Origin of the sequence: Pseudomonas sp. B21-041 (assembly GCF_024748675.1) — a bacterium.
In the GTDB taxonomy this organism is placed as follows: Bacteria; Pseudomonadota; Gammaproteobacteria; order Pseudomonadales; family Pseudomonadaceae; genus Aquipseudomonas; species Aquipseudomonas neuropathica.
The window spans coordinates 4278841-4304809 of record NZ_CP087175.1 but is presented as its reverse complement, the minus strand read 5'-3'; the positions used below and the strand labels follow the sequence as shown (position 1 = coordinate 4304809).

The window sequence follows — 25969 nt, the reverse complement described above, 5'->3', positions numbered from 1 at the left end:
ATATTCTTCAGATCAATGAATGGTAAGAACAGACTTATGCAGTTACCGTCCGTCATCGGCACCCGCGACAATGATCAAGACAGTATTGATCTTCTCGGCATATTCGGCAGTTTGATCGACCAGAAATGGTTGATCGGCGCGCTCACCGGCGCCTTCATGGTCACCGGTGTCGCGTACGCGGTTTTGGCCACGCCCGTGTACCTGGCCAATGCGCTGGTGCAGGTCGAGCCGAAGAAGAACGACATGCTCGGGTTTTCCGACCTCAACAGCATGCTCGGTGGGCAATCGCCGTCGGTGACCGAAATCGGCATCATCAAATCCCGCGCGGTGATCGGCAAAACCGTCGACGACCTGCGGCTGGACATCGATGTCACCCCCAACACCTTCCCGATGATTGGCGGCTTTCTCGCCCGGCGTTATCGCGGCGAGACTGAAACCAGTGTCGCGGCGCCGCGTTTCGGTCTGAACAGTTACGCCTGGGGTGGTGAGCGTCTGGAGTTCGCCCGGCTCAATCTGCCGAAAGAACTGTTGGGCAAGAAACTCACCCTGATCGCCGGGGAACAGAAGCACTTCCAGTTACTCGATGACAACGACAACCTGCTGGTGGAAGGCGTCGCCGGTGAAGCCTTCGCGCAGGATGGCGTAGAAGGGCAAATCACCCAGTTGTTGGCGAATCCCGGTACGCGTTTCGAAGTGGTGCGCAATCCGCGAATCGTGACCATTCAGGGCTATCAGGACGCACTGGATATCTCCGAACAGGGCAAGGAATCGGGGATTATCAAACTGGCGCTGGCCAGCAGCGACGCCGCCGAAGCGGTGAAGATCCTCAACAAGATCGCCGCGCTGTACGTCGATCAGAACGTGCGCCGCACCTCGGCGGAAGCAGCGCAGAGTCTGGCTTTCCTGCAAAGCCAGTTGCCGCAGGTCAAGCGTGATCTGGCCAAGGCCAGCGATGCGCTGAACGCCTATCAGACCCACGGCAAGACCGTGAACATCTCGCTGGAAACCCAGTCGGTGCTCGGTCAGTCGGTAGCGCTGGAAACGCGGATCTCCGAGCTGAAAATGCAGCAGGCGGAGATGGATCGCAAGTTCACCAAACAGCACCCGGCCTATCGCGCGTTGATGAGCCAGATCGGCGAACTGACCCAGCAACAGAAGTCGCTGGAAGGCAAGGTTGGTGATCTGCCTGCCACGCAACAAGAGCTGCTCAACCTGACCCGCGATGTCGAAGTGGCGTCGCAGATCTACACGCAGTTGCTGAACAAATCCCAGGAGCTGGACATCGTCCGCGCCGGTGCCGTGGGTAACGTGCGTCTGGTCGACGCAGCGGATGTCGACCTGACCAGTCCGGTCAAACCGAAAAAAGCCCTGATCGTGCTGATCGCCACCTTCCTCGGCGCTTTTGTCGGCGTGGCGCTGGTGCTGCTGCGCAAATCCCTGAGCCGTGGTCTGGAAGGCCCGGAAGCCATCGAGCAACTCGGTTTGCCGGTGTACGCGTCGATTCCGTACAGCGCCTTGCAGGATGAAGAAGACAACAAAAAAGGCCGCGCCCGCGACGGTGTCGACAAACCGGCGTACCTGCTGGCCCTGCGTAATCCCACGGATCTGTCGATTGAATCGATCCGCAGCCTGCGCACCTGCCTGCATTTCGCCGGGCTCGATTCGACCAACAACCGCATCATGATTTCCGGGCCGAGCCCACAGGTCGGCAAGACCTTCGTCTCGTCCAACCTCGCAGCGGTCATGGCGTTGAGCGGTCAGCGCGTGGTGCTGATCGATGCCGACATGCGCAAAGGTCACCTGCACAAAACCCTCAACACGCCGATCACCAACGGCTTGTCCGATCTGCTGGTCAAGCGCTGCAGCATCGATCAGGCAATCAACAAGGTCGAAATCGACAACCTGCACTTCATCAGCCGTGGCCAGGTGCCGCCGAATCCTTCTGAGCTGTTGATGCACGCCAACTTCCGCGAGCTGTTGGCGGAACTGAGCGAGCGCTACGACCTGGTGATCATCGATACGCCGCCGCTGCTGGCGGTGACCGATGCGGCCATCGTCGGCCGTGAAGCCGGGATCAGCCTGATCGTCACGCGCTTCGGGGTGAACCCGGCCAAAGAGATCGAACTGACCATTCGCCGCTTCGCGCAGAACGGCATCGAGTTGAAAGGCGCGGTGTTCAACGGCGTCGAGAAGCGTGCGGCCAGCTACTACGGCAATGGCGGTTACGGCTATTACAACTACGAATACGCGTCCGACAAATCCTGACTGTCAGCGACTGTTTTTTCCTGTTTGAAGTGGGTGATTTGTGAAGAAAATACTGCACGTGGCAGAGACGATCAAAGGTGGCGTCGCGACGGTGATCCGGACGATTTCGGCTTCGCCTGAAGGCGATGCGGCGAACTACGAGCTGGTGTATCTGGTCCCGGATGATCAGGCCAAAGAGTTGCACGGTATCGGCGCGCAGCAGATCCGCACCTTTCCCCGCACCGGGCGCAACGTGCCGTCGTTGCTGCGTTTTGCCTGGCGTTTGACCCAGGTGATGCTCAAGGAAAAACCCGACGTGGTGCATTTGCACAGCACCTTTTCCGGGGTGATCGGCCGGTGCGTGTGTGTGCTGCTGCGACCGTGGCGCAAGCCGAAAATCGTCTACTGCCCGCACGCGTTTTCGTTCTTGATGGAAAGCTCGCCGACCAAGCAGAAAGTCTATGCGTGGATCGAGCGGGTGCTGCAGAAAGTCACCGATGTGATCATTTGCGTCAGCCAGTACGAACTCGACAAAGCCGCGCGTTTCGGCATCGAGCGCAAGCGCATGAAGCTGATCTACAACGGCATTCACCACAAGGATGACGCGCCGAAAGCGGCGAGTCCCGAGCCGATTCATCTGCTCTTCGTCGGTCGCCTCGATTATCAGAAAGGCTTCGACGTGTTGCTCAAGGCCTTCGCCAACGTGCAGCGCAAAGACTTGAAGCTGACCGTGGTCGGCAGTGCGGTGAACGAGGACGCGGTGGAGTGCCCGCCGATGGACTCTGTTGAATACCTGCCATGGGTCACGCCGAGCGAAGTGCAGGCGCTGTATCAGAAAGCCGATGCGCTGATTGTGCCGAGTCGCTGGGAAGGTTTCGCCATGGTGCCGCTGGAGGGCATGGCCATGGGTTTGCCGGTAATCGCCAGCAACTGCACCTCGCTACCGGAACTGGTCACCAATGAAGTCTCCGGTTATGTCTTCCCGTCCGGTGATCACCAGGCATTGGCCGACGTGCTGACGATTATCCAGAAGCCACGCTTGCTCGACCTCGGCAACGAAGGACGGAGCATTGTCCGCGAGCGTTTCAGCGCCGCGTTGATGATTCGCCAGACCTACGACCTGTATCGCGCTCCCACTTTTTAAGTAGAACTCAAGCATATGAACGTAACGATTTTGCATGGCTACAGTGCGTCCAACTCCGGTGACGGCTTGCTCGTCGATCTGGCCATTGCCCTGGTGCAGCGCAACTTTGGCGAAGACACCGCGATCAGTGTCGTGGCTTCCGATCCGGATTCTTTCAGCTATTTGCCGCACCCGCGTTTCGACGCGCCGGTGATGGCGGCCAAGGGTTTGGGCCGGGTCAAGCAAGCGGTGTTCCTCAACCAGTCCTACGCCGGGCTGGCGGATCTGTTGAAGAAAACCGACCTGATCGTCGGTGTCGGCGGCGGCTACATGCGCTCGAAAAGTGCTTTCGAACATATCAAGCTGAAACTCGGCCACGCCAAGCAACTGGAAACCGCGATCCTCAGCAAAGTGCCGTCGGTGTACCTGCCGCAAAGCATCGGCCCGTTCCATGGCGAAAGCAGCAAGATCGTCGAGCATTACGCCAGCGCCGACGCGGTATTCGTCCGTGACAACCGCTCTTCGGCCATTTTCGATGCCTGCGCAAACGTCTACCGCGCGCCGGATCTGGCCGTGCAATCGCTGGCGAGCAAAATCCTTCAGCAAGCAAAATTCACCCGCTGCGCGTCGTCGCCAGCCACAGTCTGCGTGGTGCTGCGCAAGCCGCCGGAGTGGAGCAAGGAAAAGAAAGTCGCTTACGTCGCCAATCTGAAGTTGCTGCTGCAGCGCCTGAAGAACAAAAGCAAAGTGGTCTGCGCCGTACAGAGCGCGGTACGCGGCAACGATGACGGCGCGTTCTATCGCGAGTTGGGCATCAGCGAAGACCTGTTGTCGTTGAAAGCAACGATTGCCAAATACCAGCCGGACCTGGTGATTTCCGTGCGCCTGCACGGCGCCATCGAGTCGCTGCTCTCCGGCGTGCCGGCGTACCACATCAGCTACGAACGCAAAGGCTTCGGCGCCTATCAGGACATGGGCGTGGAAGACTGGGTGATCAACGGCGGCGACATCAACGTCGACACCATCATCGACACGGTTTACGCGCCGAATGCGCTGTCTAACTTCGGCAAACGCCTGACAGATACCTGCCGTGAGATCGAGGCAAAAACCGTGGCCATGGACGAGATCATCAAAGGTGTCGTTCGATGATATTTCGGCTACTGCTTCGTGGCGGTGCATTGGGCGCGAAGTTTTTGCTGGTGTTGGCGATCACCCATTACCTCGGGTATGAAGCGCTGGGTTTTTACGGTGTGGTGGTCGCGGCGTCGCTGATTGCGTCGAAGTTCTACAGCGTCGGTTTCAGTTCCGAGATCAATCGGTTGATCAGCGTCGGCGGCAGTTCGCGCCGCGTGGTCGACAAGGTTCTGCTGCTGTATCTAGCGGTGGGGCTGGTGCTGTCGGTGGTGACGGTGCTGATTTATTCACTGTTCCAGACAGTTGAAGCGAGCGCCGCGCTGATTCTCTGCGTGACGCTGGTGTTGCTCACTGAGCACCTGTCGTTCGAGATCAACTCGTTCGTGTTTTCCGCGCAGAAAGCCACGGCCGGTGCGCTGTTGTTTTTCATCAAGACCGGCCTATGGGCGGTGTTGGCCGTTGGCGGGATGATGCTCGGTTGGGTCTCGGGAATCGCCAGTGTGTTGTGGCTGTGGGTCGCCGCCAACGTGCTGGTGATCATCGCCGGTTACCTGATCGTGGTGAACGTTCATCACGGCCGAGAAGCCGGGACGCTGGCCACTGCTACTGTGTGGAAAGCGGGATTACCGTTTTACCTCGGCACCGGGTTGATCGCGTTGAGTCAGTACGCCGAGCGGTTTCTGATCGCCGACCTCGAACCGTACGCCAAACTGGGTCAATACGTGTACGCGTGGTCAGCGGCCAACACCTTGCAGGCGCTGTCGTATGCGGTGGTGGCGGTGGTCGGCATTCCGGTGTTGGCCAAGCGTTTTCAGGCTGATCAGCAGGCATTCACGGTCAAGCAACTGTTCATCAACAAGTGGGTCATGCGCTCGCTTGTCGTGTCGGCGGCGGTGGCAGTGGCGATCTATGTGTTTTTCAACGTGGTGCTCGATTACGTCGCCACCAGCGTGCCGCGTCCGGACAATGCGATCCTCGGCGTGCTGATTTTTTCCTTCGCTTTGCGCGCGATTGGCGACATCGTCTGGGGCGGTCTGATTGCTTCGAAAAACAGCCGGGTGTCACTGGCCAGCGCTGCCATTTGTTTGTTGATTTCGGTGCCGGTCAGCTATGTGTTGATCAAGCACTATTCGATCTACGGCGCGGCGTGGGGCAACGTCTTCGCGATCATCGTACAACTGCTGGTGATTGCCGTGCTGACCCGCGCAACGGCCGGGAAAAAGGCTGCGTTGTCATGGGCCTGAAGCTGCCGTGCATCGAGTTTCGTGGCAAGCGACTCGATTCGTCGATCTCATTCCTGATCCTCTTCACCGGGCTGTTTCTCTCGGTGGCGATGCCGCTGTTGATCCCACGTGATCCTGGGCCGGATGCGATGACCTTGTGGTCGTCCTACGCGCGTGCCGACAACTGCAATTTCTGGAACCCGTTCTCGCCCGATCGCTCGTCCTACGAGTGTTCGGCATTCCTGCTGCGGCCCACCGGGATCAACCTGACCAATGCCTGGGCCTACGGCATGTTCTGCAATTTTTTCCTCACGGCGATTCCGGTGGTGGTGTTTCGGCGCATGCCGTTGGCGATCTTTGGCACCCTGTGTCTGTGGGGCATTGTGCGTTCGTTTTTCCTGGAGAACCTGACCAAGGAAATCATTGTGTCGGTGGCGGTGTTGAGCATTTTGCTCAGCTCGCTGACGCGAAAATATCGCGGCGGATTTTTCCTCTCGGCGGTGATCTACGGCGTGCTGATCCGGCCTTACTGGATTCTGTTTTCGCTGTCGTGGGTCGGCGTCTGTGTGATGAAAAAGTACGTGTCGCGCACGACGTTCTTCCTGATGCTGTTCTTGTTTTATCTGGCGGTGGCGATGTCGATCCAGCTCGCCCTGGGCTTTCCGGTGTCGTCGATCCGCGCCAGTAACAACGAGTTGCGCACGGCGGGCGAGGAGGGCTCGAAATCGTTGATCGTGTCGTGGCTCAGCGGCAGCGACTTCGTTTCGCAGGCGCTGGACTCGATGATCATTTTCTTCCGCTTGTCATTCCCGGTGGAGCTGATTCTGCTGTCCGGCCCGGGTCAGGTGATCTTCGTCGCGTTGATGATCATGACCGCGTTGCTGTTGTTCAAAGTCATCACCTCGACCGACTACAAGGGCGCGCCGATCCAGACCAAACCCAAGGAACTGATCGCCATTCCGCTGGCGTTTCTGCTGGTGCAAGGCTTGTTCGAGCCGGACTTCGGCTCCTTCGCCCGGCACTTCTCGATGGTGGTGCCGGTGTTGTTCGTGGGGCTGGGCTTGATGCTGCGGGCGAACAAACCGGTGCAGGTTGAATCAAGAATTCTGAATTGAGGCAGGTGCTTTATGTCGAGCAAGAAAAAGTCCCTGGAGATCGAAACCCTGCGCGGCCTGGCGTGCCTGTTGCTGGTGCTCTATCACGTCATCGGCCCGCTGGGTGGCGGGTTGAAGATCGATATCGGCTCGCCGTTCCGGGTGCTCGCCGATTCGATGGTGTACGTGCGCATGCCGTTGTTCACCTTCATCTCCGGGTACATCTATTCGATCTACAAAATCCGCGGCAATGACTTTTCCGCGTTCTTCAGCGGCAAGGTGCGCCGCTTGATCGTGCCGCTGTTTTGCGTCGGTGTGCCGTTCTCGGTGTTGCAAGCGGTGGGGCCGGGGGTGAACAAGGATGTCGGTGTGATCGACGCGTTGTTGTCGTTCTGGGTGCCGATCAACCACTTCTGGTTCCTGCAGGCGGTGTTCATCATTTTCATGTTCGTCGGGCTGCTGGAGTGGCGCGGGATGTTGCGTTCGGCGACGCGCTTGTATGGGCTGTTTGCGTTTGCGGCAGTGTTGTTTCTGCTGCCGCCGTTCAAGTTCGATGCGTTCGGGATCAACGGTGCGATTTATCTGCTGCCGTTTTTTGTGGCGGGGATGATTGGCCAGGAAAATGTCGACGTGTTGAAGCAGCGCTTCAAGGTGATCGGGCCGCTGGTGTTTGTGCTGATCTCGCTGACGCTGTTGTATGTCGCGGCGATTGATCGTGAGTTGATTGTCGATCGTCGCAGTCTGATTGGTTTGACCGTGGGTTGCGTGTCTTGCATCGCCTTGCTGTCGAGTGATGTGCGGTCGAAGGCGCTGACGTGGCTCGGTGGTTATTCGTATGCGATTTTCCTGTTTCATGTGTTGTTTGCGGCGACGTCGCGGTTTGTGCTGGGACGGTTGGGAGTGAAGGATGAAAGCCTGCTGGTACTCGGTGGCTTGAGCTGTGGCTTGCTCGGGCCGGTGGTGTTGTCGATGGTTTTCAGTCGGTTCAATTTCACTTCGGTGCTGTTCCTTGGGGAGCGGGCGGCGAAGAAGAAACCTTTGACGCCCATCACTCCAGTGGTGCAAACCCACAGCAGCTAAGAGCTTCGCGAGCAGCGGATCTTTGTCGAACACAATCCCTGTAGGAGTGAGCCTGCTCGCGATTGCGGTCTGTCAGTCAGCATTTCATTACCTGACCCACCGCTATCGCGAGCAGGCTCACTCCTACAGTTGATCTGTGTACATCCCGGCATTCAGTGGGCCATTTCGGACTGAAGGAAATTTTGCATGTTGGCAGTAGATGACGCGCAACCCGTGGCAGCGTCGGTGGTTCAGGTAGGCGATGCCCGCGAGCGTTTCGCGCAGTGGCGTGAAGGTAAGGCCGGCAAGGTTTTGTCGGTCTCGGTGATCGGCGACAGCTACAGCGCCGGACAGGATTTTTACCTGAACAAACTGGTGCAGCGCGTGGCCGGGGAAGTGGGTTTTGCCGGGCCGGGTTACGTCGGTTTCAACCACGGCGCGGCGCTGGGCGGCACGCATTTCAAATACACCCGCAGCAGTGACAAATACTTTGGCGGCGACTGGAAGGTTTCAGACCTGGGCCAGGCGAGTCCGGACAGTCGCACGGTGACAGGCCGTCCCGGTGCATGGTTGCAAGTGGATGCGAGTCCGACGCCGCGCATCGATACCGCTGTCACGCAGGCGAAACTGCTTTACCTCGGCACTGGCGAATCCGCTGAGATCCGTTACCGCTGGTCACCTTCAGAAGATTGGCAGCCGATGACGCTGACAGGCGCCGGGGTTCAGGAAGTGCCATTGGCAGGCCTGTCTGCAGCGAAAGACTGGTCCTTCAAACTTGAAGTGGTGAAAGGCGCGCCGACGTTGTTCGGTCTGTGGATGAGTAACGATCAGAATGGCGTGCGGGTTTCGAAACTGGCAGCCTCCGGTGCGGCCTCGGCGGACTTCTATCACCAGGATCCGCAATGGCAGGTGCAGTGGAAAGCTGCCGTGTCGAAGATCCCCGCGGATGTTTACCTGATCATGCTCGGTGGCAACGATCAGGGCTTCGGCGTGAAGCCTGCGCAGTATCTGCAGAACGTTCAGGGGCTGGTGGGCATGCTGCGCGAGATTCAACCGCAGGCGAGCATCAACCTGATCATGCGTCAGGACACCACGCGCTCCAGCGCTTACCCGATGTCGGCGTATGCGCAGGTGCTTGAGCCGTGGGCGCGAGAGCAACGTCTGGGCTACGCCAATCTGCAATGCGCGTTCGGCCCTGACGTCAAACGCTACTCGGCGGCGATGATCGGCCCGGACAAGATTCATCCGGTGCCGGCCACGGGCGGGAAGGTGATTGCCGATTATTTTTATGGCTGGATCACTGGCACCCAAAGCGGTTGCGAAGCTTCGCCACACTGATCGTTCCCACGCTCCGCGTGGGAATGCCGCCCGGGACGCTCCGCGTCCCTTCGCTGGGTGACGCAGAGCGTCACTGGATGCATTCCCACGCAGAGCGTGGGAACGATCAGGTGAGGGGAGTTATTCGAAGGCGTCTACTTGCTCGAGCAACTCCGCAATCTTCTGCGGCATCAACCGCGTATCGCACCGAGTCTCAACGTTGATGATGATCGCCGGGTCGTTGCAGCAAATTCGCACGCGAAAACGCCAGTCACCGAAGATCACCTTCAGCCCATCACGGTCATCCATTTCCAGCGCCTGCTCGCCATACAGCTTTTTCAGATGAGCAAGCAGGGGATAGGGATCACGCAGCGGCCGGCGGATATCACCGGACGCCGGAAACACGCCAATCCGCTCCACCAGCAGAATCGTGCCTAGCCAGGACTCGTTGGCGCTGGGCAACGGCTGATGGCGGGACAGCCAGCTCATCACCCCGAGGTTACCCACCTCGCGTTCAATCTCTACGGAATGTTGTGCAATGTTCATGGTGGCCTCGTTGGGTGAAGGGAGCCGTCTCAGCGGCCCTTGAGATAGACGTTTTCGTAGCAGAAATTGGTCGCCTGCAAGTAACCCTCGGCGTCACCGCAGTCAAAGCGCAGGCCTTTGAATTGGTAGGCCAGCACGCAACCGTTCTGCGCCTGTTTCATCAGTGCGTCGGTGATCTGGATTTCACCGCCCTTGCCCGGTTGGGTGTCGGCGATCAGATCGAAAATGTCCGGCGTGAGGATGTAGCGGCCGATGATCGCCAGGTTCGACGGCGCGTCTTGCGGGGCCGGTTTTTCCACCATGTTGTTGACGCGGTAGATGCCGTCGGACATCAGCTCGCCGGCGATCACCCCGTACTTGTGGGTCTGGTCGGCCGGGACTTCCTGGATGGCGACGATCGAGCAGCGGAATTTCTTGTACAGCTCAATCATCTGCGTAAGCACGCCGTCACCTTCGAGGTTCAGGCACAGGTCATCGGCCAGCACCACGGCAAACGGCTCATCGCCGATCAGCGGACGACCGCTGAGAATCGCGTGGCCCAGACCTTTCATTTCCACCTGACGGGTGTAGGAGAAGGTGCAGGTGTCGATCAGCTCGCGGGTGCCGGCGAGGAATTTCTCTTTCTCGGTGCCGCGAATCTGGTGTTCAAGTTCGTAGCTGATGTCGAAATGGTCTTCCAGCGCACGCTTGCCGCGACCGGTGACGATGGCCATGTGTTGCAGGCCGGCGTCCCGCGCTTCTTCAACGGCGTACTCGATCAACGGCTTGTTGACGATCGGCAGCATCTCTTTCGGCATGGCTTTGGTGGCCGGCAAGAAACGCGTGCCATAGCCGGCAGCGGGGAACAAACATTTACGAATCATAAAAGTATCCTGGACAGTCATGGAACACAGGCGACGGATGCGAGCCATAAACAATGGCTGCAAGTTTCAATGTTGATTGAAGGCCTACTTTAATACCTGAGTAAGGTTGTTAATGGCAATTAGTTGGGCCGGTAAAACATGACAATGTTATGAGATGTCGGCGAATGCTTTATTAGTTATTTTTAGTCGGTATCTGTTGATAGTGATGAGCGCACAGGGAGTGCTAATAAGTAGCGGGCAATACAGTGTGACCTGCAAAAATATTTATTGCCAGTCATTGAACTAGTTTTGTTTTCGGTTGTTGTCGCCTGTTTGTGTGGAGTGTGACACATCTTCAATAAAACAGGCTTGACACGCTACTTGTCACTCATCCAAAGACGGATAGCACTATGAAGATTCTGGTAACGGGTGGCGCCGGCTATATCGGCTCGCATACCACACTTGCATTGCTTGAAGCCGGTTATGAAGTTGTCGTACTGGATAACCTTTGCAACAGCAGCGAAGCCGCGTTGCACGCGGTTGAAGGCATTTGTGGCAAGAGTGCCTGGATGATCCGTGGCGATGTATGTGACCGGGCACTGCTCGACCGGATATTCCGCGAGCACAACATCGAAGCGGTGCTGCATTTTGCCGGCCTGAAAGCGGTCGGCGAGAGCGTGCGCAAGCCGCTCGAGTACTACGAAACCAATGTCAGCGGCAGCATCAATCTGTGTCAGGCAATGGCGGCGGCGGGGGTGTTCCGCCTGGTGTTCAGCTCGTCGGCCACGGTGTATGGCGAGCCCGAGCAGATGCCGATCCGCGAGGATTTTCCCACCGGCAATCCGACCAATCCCTACGGCCAGTCCAAGCTGATCGTCGAGAATGTCCTGCGTGACTTGAGCCTGGCCGAGCCACGCTGGAGCATCGCCTTGCTGCGCTACTTCAACCCGATCGGCGCGCACCATAGCGGTCATATGGGCGAAGACCCCAACGGCATCCCGAATAATCTGGTGCCGTACATCAGTCAGGTGGCGGTCGGCAGCCTGCAAGAGTTGTCGATCTTCGGCAACGATTACCCGACAATCGATGGCACTGGCGTGCGCGATTACATCCACGTCGTCGATCTGGCGGACGGCCACTTGAAGGCGTTGCAGTCGATCTCCGAACGCAGCGGCATTCATACCTGGAACCTCGGCACCGGCGATGGCTACAGCGTGCTGCAGGTGCTCCACGCGTTCGAGCAGGCCTGCGGGCAACCGGTGCCGTTCCGGATGATGCCGCGCCGCTCCGGGGATATCGCCGAGAGTTGGGCCGACGCCTCCAAGGCGGCAAAAGAGCTGGGCTGGAAAGCTACGCGCAACTTGCAGGACATGGTCACTGATACTTGGCGCTGGCAATCGAATCATCCCAAGGGCTACTTGCGATGATGGCTATTTAGCTCAATGTTATTTTCAGTCAGGTTGTTAGATAACGTCGGGAAATTACACTGGTAATGCCTTTTGTAAATCCGTAGATATAAACCTGCCGTTCGACTTTTATCAGTTGGGTAAGACTGTGAAAGAACGACGGATCATGTTCGCGCTTTTTGCGGACTTGAACTCACCACCGCTAACTCAGGCCGGTTTTTTAACAGGTCGAATGTTAGAAAGGAGTTGATATGAAAAAAGTGATGGCAGTTGCCCTGTTGACGATGTTGAGCAACTGGGCTGCCGCCGCTGAAGCACCGTTGACAGCGGTAACCAATGTAGGTGGCAACGTGGCGGCTTCTCAAGCGCCCGCAGCCAGTACTGCAATGGTTGCCAGTGCTGTAGCGGCGTCTAACAGCGGTGGCAGTGCCAATGGCGGTACCACCGGTACGACGGGTACCACCGGTACAACCGGCACGCATAACTAACAGGAAGTTCTGTTAGTGCAGTACAAGGTCGCCCGACGCAAGTCGGGTGACTTTGTTTTTGGATTCGCCCTTGAATAGCGTAGTGCCATTATGACTCGTAGTGTTTATCTTTTAATGTTGGCAAGTCTCGCTCTGCAAGGTTGCATGTTTTCCCCCGGTCAATACCTCAGCACCAGTGACATCACCCGCCAGGGTGCCAGCGAAAGCAGCCGGGTCGAGCTGATTCCGATCACGCCGAAGCTGATTGCCATGAACCGCGCCACGCAGAAGCGTGAGTCGCTGCCGCCGGAGCTGTTGGCGACGCCGGCCGAATACCGCATCGGCAACAATGATGTTCTGTATATCACCGTGTGGGATCACCCTGAGCTGACGGCCCCGTCCGGCGCGCAACAACAGATCGATGCCAACGGCCGTCTGGTGCGCTCCGATGGCACGCTCTATTACCCGTTCATCAAGGAAGTCCAGGCCACTGGCCGGACTATCCAGCAACTGCGCTCGGACATTGAACAGCGGCTGTCGGCATTCATTGCCGAGCCGCAGGTGGATGTCGCGGTGTTGCGTTTTGCCAGCCAGAAAGTCGTGGTCACCGGCGCGGTGGCCAAGGCCGGCCCGCAAGCGATTTCCACCAATCCGCTGAGTGTGGTCGAAGCCCTCGGTTCGGCCGGCATCGACACCAACAACGCCGATTTGTCCGGGCTGTTGCTGACGCGTAAGGGCCGCACTTATCCGCTCAATCTCGACTCGCTCAATCAGCAGGATTCCGAGTTGCAGAACGTCTACCTCAAGGGTGGCGATCAGCTGTATCTGCCGTACAACGACAACAAGCGCATCTACGTGATGGGTGAGGTCAACCAACCGCGTGCACTGAGTTTCAAGACCGCGACGATGAACCTCACCGACGTGCTGGGTTCGGTTGGCGGCCTGGCTCAGACCACCTCCAATGGCAACGCTGTGTATGTCATTCGTGGCGTGGAAAACCTTGATGTCGAACCGGCGAAGATCTACCAGCTGGAAGCCGAATCGCCGACCGCCATGGCCCTCGCTTCGCACTTCGAAGTGCGCCCGCAAGACGTGGTGTATGTCGGGCCTGCGAACGTGACTCGCTGGAACCGTCTGATCAGCCAATTGGTGCCGTCGGCATCGATTGTCGGCACTGGCGCTTCCGCTGCGAAGAACTGGAGCGAATACAGTAACAACAGCAAATAAGGTCGCCGACTTTGAACATTTTGAAAGTTGGCCTGTGCCTGATGGCGGCCTCGTTGCTGTGCGGCTGTAACCCGTTGATGAGCGCTTCGTTGAACAACCTTAAAGCGGCAGTCGTCGGCCCGGATGAAGTCGACGTGTCGGCGGCCGAAGTGGCCGGGGTCAATTACCCGCAACTGAAACTGACCACGCCGTCCGGCTCCGGCGTGCTGGCGCTGGTGCGCGAGCGCGAAGACCTGCAGTTCTGGGTCGCCTCCGGTAAACAAGTGTTACTGCTACGCAATGGCCTCGCCGTACGCAGCATTGGCTTGGGTCTGGAAGGCGATCTCGATGGCACGCGGCTGGCCGATGACTCGCCGTTCAAACAGGGCCTGCATCACGTCGCTGACGGTTTCACCACGCGGCGCTGGATCGACCTCTACAAAGGTCAGGAAGTCGGGGTGATCGTCAACAGCCGCTTCTCCCGCCGTTCCGAACAGACCCTGCAGATTCTCGACAAGGAATACACCGTGCTGCGTGTCGATGAGCAGATTGACGCCCCGGCCATCGGCCTGAGCGCGACCAATCGTTACTGGGTCGACCCGCGTGACGGTTTCATCTTGCAGAGCGAGCAGCAGCTGACGTCGCAGTTGCGCGTCAAGGTCGTGCAACTGACCCCTGATCGCAGGCACCTGCCGTGATGCGCCTGAAAATGTTGTCGGCGAGCTTGATGCTGGTCGCGAGTGTGAGTCAGGCGGCCGTCACGGTGTCGGGTGATGTCGCCAATCCCGGGCCGGTCGCGTTGCCACCGGGTGGGCGCTTGCTCGATGTGATCAGCGAAGCGGTGCCGAATGCCGAAGGCTATTGGCTGGCGGGCGGCTTGCTGCGGCAGTCGCTGATTGAGGAGCAGACACGGCTCAAGGTCGGTGTGCTGTTTGATCTGGATGTGCTGCAACGCATGTCGATGCTGTTCGACCGGCCGAGTCGGGCGGCACTGGCGCAGCGCATTGCCGAACAAGTGCGGCAGATGCCGGTAACGGGGCGGCAGATCGCCGATCTCGATCCGGTGGCGTTGGAAGTCGGCTTCGCGCGCAACATTCGCCTCGATGACGGCGATCGTCTGATCTATCCGAAGCGCGTCGACGAAGTGCAAGTGCTCGGTGCCGTCGCCGAGCCGTGCCGCTTGCCGTATCAGCCGTTGCAGGAGGCCCGTGAGTATCTGCAAGGCTGTTCGATTCTGGCCGATGCCGGAGCCGATTACCTGTGGCTGATCCAGCCCAACGGCGCGTCGCAACGTGTCGGTATCGCCCACTGGAATCGCGAGTCCGGACACTTTCCCGTGGCCGGCAGCAAGATTCTGGTGCCGTTGAAAAATGATGATCTTGATCCGCCTCTTCCTGAGCTGAATCAGCAGTTGGCCGAATTCATTGCCACGCAGCTGGCCGAGGTGGTTCGTTGAAGTTACGTTTTGCAGCTGTGTTGTTATTACCCTGCGGTCTGGCTCATGCCGAGCCGCGCATTACCCAGAATGACTTCGGTGGCACCGGTCTGCTGCAGACGCCGACCGCGCGCATGGCCCCGGCCGGCGAGTTGAGCGTCAACGCCAACCGCACCGAACCGTACAGCCGCTACAGCGTTTCGCTGCAGCCGCTGGACTGGCTCGAAGGCTCGTTCCGCTACACCGCGATCACCAACCGGCCGTACGGCTCGGAGGCCCTCAGCGGTAGTCAAAGCTATAAGGACAAGGCGGTCGACGTCAAAGTCCGGCTGTGGCAGGAAAGTCACTGGCTACCCGACGTGGCCCTGGGCTTCCGAGATATCGGTGGTACCGGTTTGTTCTCCAGTGAATTTTTCGTCGCCAACAAACGCTACGACAACTTTGATTTCAGCGCCGGGATTGCCTGGGGTTACCTCGGTAATCGCGGCGACATCGACAACCCGTTGGGCTATGTCAGCGATCGCTTCGATACCCGTCCGGCCCTCGAGGGCACCGGTGACGTCAACTCGGGTTCGTACTTCCGTGGCCGGCCGTCGTTCTTCGGTGGCGTGAGCTATCAGACGCCGTGGGATCGTCTCAGCCTGAAACTCGAATTCGAAGGCAACGACTACAAGCATGAGCCGAAGGACAACGAGATCAAACAGGACTCGCCGATCAACCTTGGCGCGGTATTCAAGGTGACCGATTCGGTCGATGTCAGCGCGGCGTGGGAGCGAGGTAATACGGCGATGTTCGGCGTGACCTTCCACACCAATTTCGTCAGCCGCAAAGCGCCGGCCAAGACCTACGACCCGACCCCGGAACCGCTGCCGGCGAAGGCACCGACCACGGCGATGGATCAGGTCAACTGGGCCAACGTCTCGCAGCGTTTGCAGCAGAATGCCGGCTACAAGGTCGAGCGCATTACGCAGCGTGATTCCGAGCTGATCGTCTATGGCGAGCAGCAGCGTTACTTCCATTCGTCCAAGGCTGTCGGGCGGGCGAGCCGGATTCTCGACAACAGCGTCAACGACGACATCGACTGGTTCACTGTGGTCAACAAGCGCTACGACTTGCCGCTGGAAGAAACCAGTTTGCCGCGCCAGACCTTCCGCGAGGTGATCAACAACGAAGAGCCGCTGCAGTCGCTGCACCGCACCACCGAGATCAACCCGGCGATGCCACACAACGAGAAGACCCTGTACACCGAAGCACCGCAGCATTTCAGCTATGGCGTGGGTTTGGGCTTCAAGCAGAACGTTGGCGGTCCGGATGGCTTGCTCTATCAATTGAGCGCCGATGCCGACGCTGAATACCGTTTCAACCGCAACACTTGGTGGAGCGGTTTGCTCAGTGCCAACCTGGCCAACAACTTCGATAAATTCACCTACGACGCGCCGAGCGGCTTGCCGCGTGTGCGCACGGATTTGCGTCAGTACCTGACCACGTCTAACACGACCATGCCGTTATTCCAGGTCAGCCATGCCGAGCAACTGGATAAAGACTGGTATGGGATGGTGTATGGCGGTTATCTGGAGTCGATGTTTGCCGGTGTCGGCGGTGAAGTGTTGTTCCGCCCGACCGGTGAGCGCTGGTCGGTGGGGGCGGATCTGAACTGGGTGCGTCAGCGCGATTTCGATCAGGGTTTTGCTTTGCGTGATTACTCGGTGGTGACCGGGCATGTCACGGCGTATACCGATTTGCCGTTCGATACGTTGGCGGCGGTTAGCGTCGGCCGTTATCTGGCCGGGGACTGGGGCGGTACGCTGGACATCTCGCGCGAATTCTTCAATGGCGTGCGTTTTGGTGCGTGGGCGACGATCACTACGGCGGGCAGTGCGGAGTATGGCGAAGGTAGTTTCGACAAAGGCATCTACCTGTCGATCCCGTTCGACGAAATGATGAGCATGTCGACCATGCGTCGCGCCAACCTGGTCTGGGCCCCGCTGACCCGTGACGGTGGCGCGCGACTGAGCCGCAGCTACCAATTGCACTCGATGACCGATAGCCGGGAAGGGGACATGTTTTATCGGAATTTCGAGAAGATCACGGAGTAAGCGCGGATATCCGAAGCACCTCTGAAACCTGTGGGAGCTGGCTTGCCAGCGATGAGGTCGACACATTCAATATTGATATTGGCTGACCCGCCGCCATCGCTGGCAAGCCAGCTCCCACAGGTTATGTGTCTAGTCACAAGGCTTGAGCCAACCACAAATCCCCTGTAGGCCTTCGCCTGCTCGCGATAGCGTCAAACCAGTCGACAATCCCTGTTGCCTGACCCACCGTCATCGCGAGCAGGCTCACTCCTACATTGGTTATTTGTCACGCCACAAATCCCGAGCCAATCCCGAATCCCTGTGGGAGCTGGCTTGCCAGCGATGAGGTCGGCACATTCAATATTGATATTGGCTGACACACCGTCATCGCGAGCAGGCTCACTCCTACATTGGTTATTTGTCACGCCACAAATCCCGAGCCAATCCCGAATCCCTGTGGGAGCTGGCTTGCCAGCGATGAGGTCGGCACATTCAATATTGATATTGGCTGACCCACCGCCATCGCGAGCAGGCTCACTCCTACATTGGTTATTTGTCACGCCACAAATCCCGAGCCAATCCCGAATCCCTGTGGGAGCTGGCTTGCCAGCGATGAGGTCGGCATATTCAATATTGATATTGGCTGACACACCGTCATCGCGAGCAGGCTCACTCCTACATTGGTTATTTGTCACGCCACAAATCCCGAGCCAATCCCGAATCCCTGTGGGAGCTGGCTTGCCAGCGATGAGGTCGGCACATTCAATATTGATATTGGCTGACCCACCGCCATCGCGAGCAGGCTCACTCCTACATTGGTTATTTGTCACGCCACAAATCCCGAGCCAATCCCGAATCCCTGTGGGAGCTGGCTTGCCAGCGATGAGGTCGGCACATTCAATATTGATATTGGCTGACCCACCGCCATCGCTGGCAAGCCAGCTCCCACAGGTTATGTGTCTAGCCACAAGGCGTGAGCCAAACACAAATCCCTGTGGGAGCAAGCTTGCTCGCGAAGGCGTCAGCACAGTCAGTATCATCATTGCCTGACCCGCCGCTTTCGCGAGCAGGCTCGCTCCCACAGTTTTTGCATCCATCCAAGATCCGATTCCATCCTCAAATCCCAGGCACAAAAAAGGGGACTTTCGTCCCCTTGCGGTATCCAGCTTCGAACCTCAGTAAATATCCTTCGACAGCAACGTAAACGGTGTCTTCACCAGGATCTTCAGATCCAGCCACAACGACCAGCTGTTGATGTACTGCAGGTCAATCTCGACACGCTTCTGCATCTTGTCGATGGTGTCCGTCTCACCCCGGCAGCCGCTGATCTGGGCCAGCCCGGTGATCCCTGGTTTAATCCGGTGACGCGCCATGTACGCGAGGATTTTCCCCGAGTAGTAGTTGTTGTGCGCGACGGCGTGCGGGCGTGGGCCGACCAGGGCCATATGTCCCTGCAATACGTTGAACAGTTGCGGCAGTTCATCCAGCGAAGTGCGGCGAATAAAGCGACCGACTGCGGTGATGCGCGAGTCATTACGGCTGGCCTGCTTCACGTCACGGTCATCGTGAACACGCATCGAGCGGAACTTCCAGACCTTGATCACCTTGCCGTTCCAGCCATGGCGGTCCTGTTTGAAAAACACCGGGCCTGGCGAGTTGATCTTCACCGCCAGCGCAATGATCAGCAGGATCGGGCTCAGCGCGATGATCGCCAGAAACGCCACGGTTTTTTCCACCAGACTCTTGCTCAAAGCAGCGGTAGGGCGACTGGTCAGCGGGCTTTCGTTCAAGTAGATCGCCGGCAGACCGTCCACGACCTTCACCGAGTGATTGAGCAGCGTCAGACTGTTCAAGTCCGGCACCCACACCACGTCGACGTTGGCACCCAGCAAGTCACCATAAATCGCCTCGATTTTCGCGGCTTCACACAGCGGCAGGGTGATGTACAAGCGACGAATGTCATGCGCCTCGATCAGCTCCAGCAACTGTTCCTGATCACCGACAACACGCGGTGCATCCGAACCCAGTGCAGACACATCACCATTGCTGACCAAACCTACCAAAGGCAGATTTTCCAGTTGGCTGAGCTTCTTCGCCAAACCCAGCGCCAGTTCGCCGGTGCCGACGATCAGCGTCTTGTGTTCGCTTTTACGCGACCGTTGGTAGTACTTGGAAAACGCATGCAGCGGGGCGTAGAGAAACGCCTGACCGAGGAAGCCATACACCGCCCAGCTCAGAATCACCTGCCGCGAAAACAGCTCATCGGCCTGGCAGACAAAGGCGATGCACGCCAGCGCCGCCATGGTCATCGACCAACCCATGAACAACCGACCGAGACCGGTCAGGTAGTTGTCACGCTTGCGATAAACACCGCTAAACGTATACGCCGGCACTGACGCCAGTACCGCCAGGGTTGCACACATCCGGTAGTAGAACGCGACCGTCCCGGTGTGTTGCTCGGCGAGTATGAACAACAGCGTCACCACAAAGCCTTGTGCCAGCGCCCATTGGCCCCAAAAGGTCAGTCCCTTGAGGCCTGTGCTTCGATTGATACTTAAAGAAAGATCCATACGGTATCCCCAAAAGACGTCCATTCAGGTTTCAACAGTTGAAATCCGAGTTGTTATGCAGACTTATTGTTTTTGTTTTAACGAGTGTCCTGAGGTAACAACATCGATATGCCGAACTGTCGTCAGTCAATAGACTAAGTTATTGGCTGGAATGGTGTCTGACGAGTTCTAACAAGATGGCACAGTGCCAACTTTTTAATAATTAAATAGAAGGGTGTTAGAAAAGGTCGTAGAGCGAGGGGTGAATAAAGTATGTTGTATTTGTTACTGTTGGAGGGGTGGAGGCAGGGAATATTTACTTCAGGGAGGAAGATCAAGCCAAACAGAGTGCTCTTGTTGTTTTTGTAATCGCACTTTTTTCTGTTTGTTCTGTTCGTGGAGGTCTTGCGGGGTTACGCGACGACTTCCTGAATCAGGCAATAACCGCGGTTTCTGACAGCACGAAACAGTCGCTCACCATTACTGGCGCTTTTGAATTTGTCTTGCAGGCGACTCAAGCACATTTCCAGGCCGCGATATTGTTCCGGTTCTCGACCGATGCTGAGAATCAGCTCGTCACGACTGACAACACGCTCTTCATGGCTGAGCATTTTTCTGACCAGTGCTGTTTCCAGGCCAGTCAGGCTGATTTCGACATCTTCTTTGACCAGTGCACCCTGAGCGGGGTCGAGATGCCAGGTTTCATTGCCAGGCATATCACCTTCAACGGCAGGTGGCATGTTGCGGGATTCCCCGGTAATGACCGGGACATTCTGGAAAGGATTAGCCGATTGCGCGGCGCGCCATTCGGACTCGAGCGTGGCCACTATTCGCTGAGTATCGTGTTCGATACTGCGCGGGATATTTTTTCGACTGATGCCTGGATATGTGAACTCCATCACCATTGGAGCGGAAGAGGGTGAATCAACCCCTTCAAACGAATTGAAACGTTCACTGGACAGCATGCTCTCCAGTTCTCGTTGCGACGTTGTACTGTGAGTCACGACAACAAAATATTTCCTTGGGAGGGTTGTACTAGTTTCCATGTCTCTCTCCTGAATACATACCAAAATTGGCTAAAAGATAAATCGGCAGGCGAGCAATGACTTCCTCGGAAGTAATCGATAGGCAGGGTCTGGGCCCAAGATTGGCCCTCGATAAATTCCACTCGATCTGCTGCTATGTTATGGAGTTTTATTGTTATGGGGCGTGTTGTCGCGCTCATTCAATTGCTTGATTTCAAACAGGCGTGAAGCAGAACGGGAGCTATATGGTTGCATTAGACGATCCTTCGTACGTATGCAAATGGGATGGCTGCCCGAGAGTCAGGCAGTCGATATCAGACCCCGCAGCAGGCGATAGCCATAGCCGCGAATGCTCTGAATCGCGTTTGTACCATACATGTCCTTGATTTTTCCACGCAAGCGACTGATTGACTTCTCCAGCGCTCGAGGGTCGTAGAAATTGGTGTTGAGGCCCATGATGCTGGCGATTTCATCATGGCTCAGAATGTGATTACTGGTTTGCGCGAAGGCTTCGAGGATCTTCATTTCGGCAAACGAGATATCGAGTTTCTTGCTGGTGCCCATCAGGCAGATACGCGTCGGATCAAGCGTCAGATCGATATCGCGTTGCCATTCTTCGCTGTTGAAGAACTCGCCCAGCAACTCGGCGCCATCGTCGGAAAGGGTATTGAGCTTGATACAAACATCCGCGCCAGCCAGATAATATTTGATCTTGTTGAAGGCGCCGCGACCGGTGATGACCGCGCAAATGATCGGTTTCAAGTTGTCGCTGCGCAGGTTCTCGACCAGGGCAAGATTGTCTTCGAGGGCCTGAGGGCTGTCGATAACCAGGAAGATCGCTCGATACGAACCAGACTGTTCATTCAACTGATATGAACTAGTGTACGCGCTGGCTTCGAGCGCCATATCGGTACGTATATGCTGGGCGACTAGCGCTTTGAAATGTTCAGCCACGCCACGGGTACGACCCAGAGTAAGAACACCAGGTTCGTCGTTTGTCGGGCGCGGGCTTCTAGTCGCTAAGTTCGCTGAGAGCATCATGCATTGACTCGAATTAAGTGCTGACATCGGGATGTTAAAGCACCGGTTCTCATCTGTGACTGACAATTGGTAACATTCACGCGATTTTTAGACGTGGCTCCCGAGTTTTCTAACAATAATTAAGCTTTTCAAGCTTTTAGTTGATTTTCTCGGAGGGGTGAACTACTGCTTAGATGGTGGCGATATGCAATGGTGCCACTATTTTGAGCTTATTGCGATGGCTATCTCTATGTCTATCTGCCACTGTCTGGCCATCTCTGAATAATGTGATTTTGATCACGCTTTATTGTCAGAGCAACTTTTTTTTGCAAAAGACCTAAATATTTTCTGCGTAGTTCGTCGGCCGACGATTATTAACATGGCTTGAGTGTGGCAATTCATAAGACCTATTCTTTGAGATCAAAAGATCGTCCGATCGCGGCCCGAACCTTCGGCAGCTCCTACAGGGGAATGCATTTCAGAATGTAGGAGCTGCCGAAGGCTGCGATCTTTTGATCTTCATATACGCCAATTGTGTAACTTCAGATACTCAACCCCTGAGTGTTATTACCCGGTCGCTCACCAAGAGCGCTCTGACGGAGGATTAATGGATTTCTGGACCCTTTTCCAGGTGTTGATATTAGGTGCGGTAGAAGGCCTGACCGAGTTCTTGCCGATCTCGAGTACCGGCCACCAGATCATCGTCGCCGACTTGCTGGAATTCGGCGGCGAACGCGCCATGGCCTTCAACATCATTATTCAACTGGGTGCCATTCTTGCCGTCGTCTGGGAGTTTCGACCGAAGATCTTCGACATCATCAAAGGCCTGCCCACCGAACGTAATGCACAACGCTTCACCCTCAACTTGCTGATCGCTTTTCTGCCCGCCGTGGTCTTGGGCGTATTGTTCGCCGACGCGATCCACGAATACCTGTTTAACCCGATCACCGTCGCCGTGGCACTGGTGGTCGGCGGCATCATCATGTTGTGGGCCGAACAGCGCAGCCATGTGATCAGCGTCGAACACGTCGACGATATGCACTGGTCCCACGCACTGAAAGTCGGATTCGTACAATGCCTGGCGATGATTCCCGGCACCTCGCGCTCCGGCTCGACCATCATCGGTGGCCTGCTCTTCGGCCTGTCGCGAAAAGCCGCCACCGAGTTCTCGTTCTTCCTCGCCATGCCCACCATGGTCGGCGCCGCCGTGTACTCCGGCTACAAATACCGCGATCTATTCCAGCCCAACGACCTGCCAGTCTTCGCCCTCGGCTTCGTCACCGCATTCATCTTCGCCATGATCGCCGTGCGCGGCTTGCTCAAGTTTATTGCCAACCACAGCTACGCCGCGTTCGCCTGGTACCGGATCGCATTTGGTTTGTTGATTCTGGCGACGTGGCTGTTTGGCTGGGTCAACTGGACCGCCGCAGCGGCAGCCTGATCACTGAGCGCTGATCAACGCCGCAACGGCGAGATCGTTTAACGCCGAATCCGGCGACTCCTGTCGATAGCGCTGCAAGGCCGAGGTGAAATACGCGGCCTGCAGCATGCCGTCGCTGGCCAGATAGAGTCGCGCGTCTTCCTGTTCTTCAGCAGAGTAAACACGTTTATGGCTGTCGGTCGTTTCCTGGCTAGACGAAATAGGCGCGAGGAATAAAGACACCAGGGTGAAGCCGGAAAACTGCGTCACCTCCCACGGCGTATCGGTACGGCCCATACAAAAGCCATCGCAGTGCGCATAAACGTCGGAAGTGAAGCAGAACAAGGCGAGGAGGGTGAAACGCTTGAAAGCAGAAAAACTAAACGCGGGCATAAACAAAAGACATCCTGTCAGTACAACAAAGCACCGGGCAACGCTCATGCGTCGCCCGCACACTCAAACCATCAATCAACGACCTTCAAGCAACTCAGCCGCCTGATCCAGCAACGCCAGCGGATCCTTGGCCTTATGAATATCCACCGACAACAATTGACGGAATTTCCGCGCCCCCGGGAACCCCGTGCCCAAGCCCAGCACATGCCGGGTGATGTGATGCATCGCCCCACCGGCCAACAAATGCTCGGCTATATAAGGACGCAACTGCGCCAGCGCCTCAGCCCGACTGATCACCGGCGCCGAACTGCCGAACAACTGCTGATCCACCTCCGCCAGCAAATACGGATTGTGATAAGCCTCACGCCCCAACATCACACCGTCGAACGTCTGCAAATGCTCATGGCAAGCCTCCATCGTCTTGATCCCGCCATTCAGCACAATCTCCAACCCCGGAAAATCCGCCTTCAGCTGCGCCGCCACGTCATAGCGCAATGGCGGAATGTCGCGATTCTCCTTCGGCGACAACCCCTCCAGAATCGCAATCCGCGCATGCACGGTAAAACTGGTGCACCCGGCATCGCGAACAGTGCCGACGAAATCGCACAGCTCCGCGTAACTGTCCCGACCGTTGATGCCGATGCGATGCTTTACCGTTACCGGAATCGTCACTGCGTCTTGCATTGCCTTCACACAATCCGCCACCAGTTGCGGATGCCCCATCAGGCACGCGCCGATCATGTTGTTTTGCACACGATCACTTGGGCAGCCGACGTTCAGGTTCACCTCGTCGTAGCCGTGCTCCTGAGCCATGCGGGCGCAGGCGGCCAGATCCAACGGAACGCTACCGCCCAACTGCAACGCGAGCGGGTGCTCGGCTTCGTTGTGACGGAGGAAGCGTTCGTTATCGCCGTTGAGGAGAGCGCCGGTGGTGACCATTTCGGTGTAGAGCAGGGCGTTCTTCGACAGGAGGCGTAGGAAGTATCTGCAATGCCTATCAGTCCAATCCATCATCGGGGCCACGCTGAAGCGGCGAGACGGCTCGGAACGGGTGGGTCTAGTGTTTACGGGCGCTTCAGGTTTTTCGAGATTCATTGATACTGGTCTTTTATACAGCGGTTTTTACCCATTTTTCCTTGTTTTTCGAAAGCGGTTGCTACAATGTAGCAAGTGAATTCGGCAATGTAGCAACTGGAAATGGGCACGATCACATCACGTAAGCGCAAGGACAACTCGACGGCCTACACGGCGCAGATACGGATCAATCGGGATGGGCGCACAGTTTATCAGGAAAGCCAAACCTTCGACCGTAAGCAGGTCGCGCAGGCATGGATCAAGCGGCGTGAGACGGAGTTGGCCGAGCCTGGTGCAATCCAACGAGCGAACCGCAAGGGTGTGACGATCAGAAAGATGATCGAGCAGTACTTGGACGAGTACGAAAAGATCCGGCCATTGGGTAAAACAAAGAACGCAACACTCAATGCGATCAAGGATACCTGGTTAGGTGATCTCGACGACTCGGCGCTGACCAGTCAGAAGCTGGTGGAGTTTGCGCAATGGCGGATGAGCAAAGAGGGCGGCGGCGTTCAGGCGCAGACGGTTGGCAACGATCTATCGCACCTCGGTGCGGTGCTGTCCGTTGCGCGGCCTGCTTGGGGTTATGAGGTGGATCCGTTGGCAATGCCCGACGCGCGCAAGGTGTTACGCAAACTCGGCATGGTGAGCAAGAGCAAGGAGCGTAACCGTCGGCCGACGCTCGAGGAGTTGGACAAGCTTATGGCGCACTTCTTTGAAATGCAGAAGCGTCGCAAGGCTCAGATCGACATGCCGAAGGTGATCGCCTTTGCGCTTTTCTCGACGCGCCGGCAGGAAGAGATAACCCGGATCAGGTGGGATGATCTCGACGAGTCTCGGCAGTCTGTCCTGGTGCGCGATATGAAAAACCCCGGGCAGAAGATCGGCAACGACGTTTGGTGTCATCTGCCAGATGAGGCTTGGGCAATTCTCCAGAGCATGCCAAAGGTTGAGCGGGAGATATTCCCTTACAACGCGAAGTCGGTGTCGGCCTCATTCACTAGGGCATGTCCGATGCTTGGCATCGAGGATCTGCATTTTCATGATCTACGGCACGAAGGTGTAAGTCGGCTGTTTGAGATGGACTGGGACATTCCAAGGGTGTCGAGCGTTTCAGGGCACAGGGACTGGAACTCTCTTCGCCGCTACACCCATTTGAGAGGACGAGGCGATCAATACCAAGGGTGGAAGTGGGGCGTCTTGTTACACAAATAGGCTCCAGAGAAGCAGATCGCGCTAGCAAATTGGCGGAGTTTTTGGCATTTTGATATCACTGGGCCTCTTGTTTATAGCTAGAAATTATAAAAGGGATTTTTG

The 25969-nt window shown here is 57.0% G+C and carries 22 protein-coding genes; 15 read left to right on the top strand and 7 right to left on the bottom strand.

Features of this window, described 5'->3' with window-relative positions; translation table 11 throughout:
• Positions 1-36: 36 nt before the first annotated feature.
• The 7 genes from LOY43_RS18995 (at position 37) to LOY43_RS18965 (ending at position 9215) form a co-directional block, all read left to right on the top strand.
• Positions 37-2265, top strand: a complete 2229-nt coding sequence (locus LOY43_RS18995) for a polysaccharide biosynthesis tyrosine autokinase (RefSeq protein ID WP_095124332.1) — start codon at positions 37-39, stop codon at positions 2263-2265.
• Positions 2266-2305: 40 nt separating this feature from the next.
• Positions 2306-3388, top strand: coding sequence for a glycosyltransferase (locus tag LOY43_RS18990; RefSeq protein ID WP_095050484.1), 1083 nt, complete (start codon positions 2306-2308; stop codon positions 3386-3388).
• A gap of 15 nt (positions 3389-3403) precedes the next feature.
• Complete coding sequence (locus LOY43_RS18985) at positions 3404-4516, top strand: polysaccharide pyruvyl transferase family protein (RefSeq protein WP_095124334.1); 1113 nt, start codon at positions 3404-3406, stop codon at positions 4514-4516.
• Positions 4513-5745: a phosphoribosylaminoimidazole carboxylase gene (locus tag LOY43_RS18980; protein WP_258708581.1), complete on the top strand. Its 1233-nt coding sequence runs from the start codon at positions 4513-4515 to the stop codon at positions 5743-5745. The genes LOY43_RS18985 and LOY43_RS18980 overlap by 4 nt, the downstream gene beginning before the upstream one ends.
• Positions 5736-6839 (top strand): hypothetical protein, encoded by a 1104-nt coding sequence (locus LOY43_RS18975; protein WP_095050487.1) that lies wholly within the window; start codon positions 5736-5738, stop codon positions 6837-6839. The genes LOY43_RS18980 and LOY43_RS18975 overlap by 10 nt, the downstream gene beginning before the upstream one ends.
• A gap of 12 nt (positions 6840-6851) precedes the next feature.
• Positions 6852-7898 (top strand): acyltransferase family protein, encoded by a 1047-nt coding sequence (locus tag LOY43_RS18970; RefSeq protein WP_258708580.1) that lies wholly within the window; start codon positions 6852-6854, stop codon positions 7896-7898.
• Positions 7899-8084: 186 nt separating this feature from the next.
• Positions 8085-9215: a GDSL-type esterase/lipase family protein gene (locus LOY43_RS18965; protein WP_258708579.1), complete on the top strand. Its 1131-nt coding sequence runs from the start codon at positions 8085-8087 to the stop codon at positions 9213-9215.
• A gap of 120 nt (positions 9216-9335) precedes the next feature.
• Here the strand turns inward: LOY43_RS18965 and LOY43_RS18960 are convergent, their stop codons facing one another.
• Both LOY43_RS18960 and galU read right to left on the bottom strand, forming a co-directional pair.
• The gene (locus tag LOY43_RS18960; RefSeq protein ID WP_095050491.1) at positions 9336-9740 is read right to left on the bottom strand and encodes a mannose-1-phosphate guanylyltransferase; all 405 of its coding nucleotides are present in this window, start codon (positions 9738-9740) and stop codon (positions 9336-9338) included.
• Between the two features lie 29 nt (positions 9741-9769).
• The gene (gene galU / locus LOY43_RS18955) at positions 9770-10603 is read right to left on the bottom strand and encodes a UTP--glucose-1-phosphate uridylyltransferase GalU (RefSeq protein ID WP_093433753.1); all 834 of its coding nucleotides are present in this window, start codon (positions 10601-10603) and stop codon (positions 9770-9772) included.
• A 389-nt stretch (positions 10604-10992) separates the two neighbouring features.
• Between galU and galE the strand changes: the two genes are divergently transcribed.
• From galE to LOY43_RS18925, 6 genes are all read left to right on the top strand, one after another.
• Positions 10993-12009: a UDP-glucose 4-epimerase GalE gene (galE, locus tag LOY43_RS18950; RefSeq protein ID WP_258708578.1), complete on the top strand. Its 1017-nt coding sequence runs from the start codon at positions 10993-10995 to the stop codon at positions 12007-12009.
• A gap of 230 nt (positions 12010-12239) precedes the next feature.
• Complete coding sequence (locus LOY43_RS18945) at positions 12240-12476, top strand: hypothetical protein (protein WP_007910552.1); 237 nt, start codon at positions 12240-12242, stop codon at positions 12474-12476.
• A 144-nt stretch (positions 12477-12620) separates the two neighbouring features.
• Entirely contained in the window at positions 12621-13682 is a 1062-nt protein-coding gene (locus LOY43_RS18940) for a polysaccharide biosynthesis/export family protein (RefSeq protein WP_049802139.1), read from the top strand.
• Positions 13683-13693: 11 nt separating this feature from the next.
• On the top strand, positions 13694-14359 hold the full coding sequence (locus tag LOY43_RS18935; RefSeq protein WP_095050493.1) for a YjbF family lipoprotein: 666 nt from the start codon (positions 13694-13696) through the stop codon (positions 14357-14359).
• The gene (locus tag LOY43_RS18930; protein WP_258709939.1) at positions 14359-15117 is read left to right on the top strand and encodes a capsule biosynthesis GfcC family protein; all 759 of its coding nucleotides are present in this window, start codon (positions 14359-14361) and stop codon (positions 15115-15117) included. Before LOY43_RS18935 ends, LOY43_RS18930 begins: the two co-directional genes overlap by 1 nt.
• Positions 15114-17192 carry a YjbH domain-containing protein gene (locus LOY43_RS18925; protein WP_095050495.1) on the top strand — a complete coding sequence of 693 codons (2079 nt, stop codon included), beginning with the start codon at positions 15114-15116 and terminating at the stop codon, positions 17190-17192. The genes LOY43_RS18930 and LOY43_RS18925 overlap by 4 nt, the downstream gene beginning before the upstream one ends.
• A gap of 1154 nt (positions 17193-18346) precedes the next feature.
• Here LOY43_RS18925 and LOY43_RS18915 read toward each other — a convergent pair.
• The 3 genes from LOY43_RS18915 to LOY43_RS18905 form a co-directional block, all read right to left on the bottom strand.
• Complete coding sequence (locus LOY43_RS18915) at positions 18347-19741, bottom strand: undecaprenyl-phosphate glucose phosphotransferase (protein WP_007950006.1); 1395 nt, start codon at positions 19739-19741, stop codon at positions 18347-18349.
• Between the two features lie 392 nt (positions 19742-20133).
• Positions 20134-20766 carry a winged helix-turn-helix domain-containing protein gene (locus LOY43_RS18910; RefSeq protein ID WP_093433774.1) on the bottom strand — a complete coding sequence of 211 codons (633 nt, stop codon included), beginning with the start codon at positions 20764-20766 and terminating at the stop codon, positions 20134-20136.
• Between the two features lie 279 nt (positions 20767-21045).
• Positions 21046-21786: a winged helix-turn-helix domain-containing protein gene (locus LOY43_RS18905; RefSeq protein ID WP_095124342.1), complete on the bottom strand. Its 741-nt coding sequence runs from the start codon at positions 21784-21786 to the stop codon at positions 21046-21048.
• 586 nt (positions 21787-22372) lie between these two features.
• Here LOY43_RS18905 and LOY43_RS18900 point away from each other — a divergent pair.
• Positions 22373-23206: an undecaprenyl-diphosphate phosphatase gene (locus LOY43_RS18900; protein WP_095050500.1), complete on the top strand. Its 834-nt coding sequence runs from the start codon at positions 22373-22375 to the stop codon at positions 23204-23206.
• On the opposite strand, the gene LOY43_RS18895 is transcribed toward LOY43_RS18900, so the two are convergent.
• Together LOY43_RS18895 and dusA are read right to left on the bottom strand one after the other, a co-directional pair.
• The gene (locus tag LOY43_RS18895; RefSeq protein ID WP_258708577.1) at positions 23207-23626 is read right to left on the bottom strand and encodes a DUF2388 domain-containing protein; all 420 of its coding nucleotides are present in this window, start codon (positions 23624-23626) and stop codon (positions 23207-23209) included. It abuts the gene before it with no gap.
• A 27-nt stretch (positions 23627-23653) separates the two neighbouring features.
• Complete coding sequence (gene dusA / locus LOY43_RS18890; protein WP_258708576.1) at positions 23654-24673, bottom strand: tRNA dihydrouridine(20/20a) synthase DusA; 1020 nt, start codon at positions 24671-24673, stop codon at positions 23654-23656.
• 102 nt (positions 24674-24775) lie between these two features.
• On the opposite strand from dusA, the gene LOY43_RS18885 reads away from it, so the two are divergent.
• On the top strand, positions 24776-25867 hold the full coding sequence (locus LOY43_RS18885) for a site-specific integrase (protein WP_258708575.1): 1092 nt from the start codon (positions 24776-24778) through the stop codon (positions 25865-25867).
• The last annotated feature ends 102 nt before the right edge of the window (positions 25868-25969 follow it).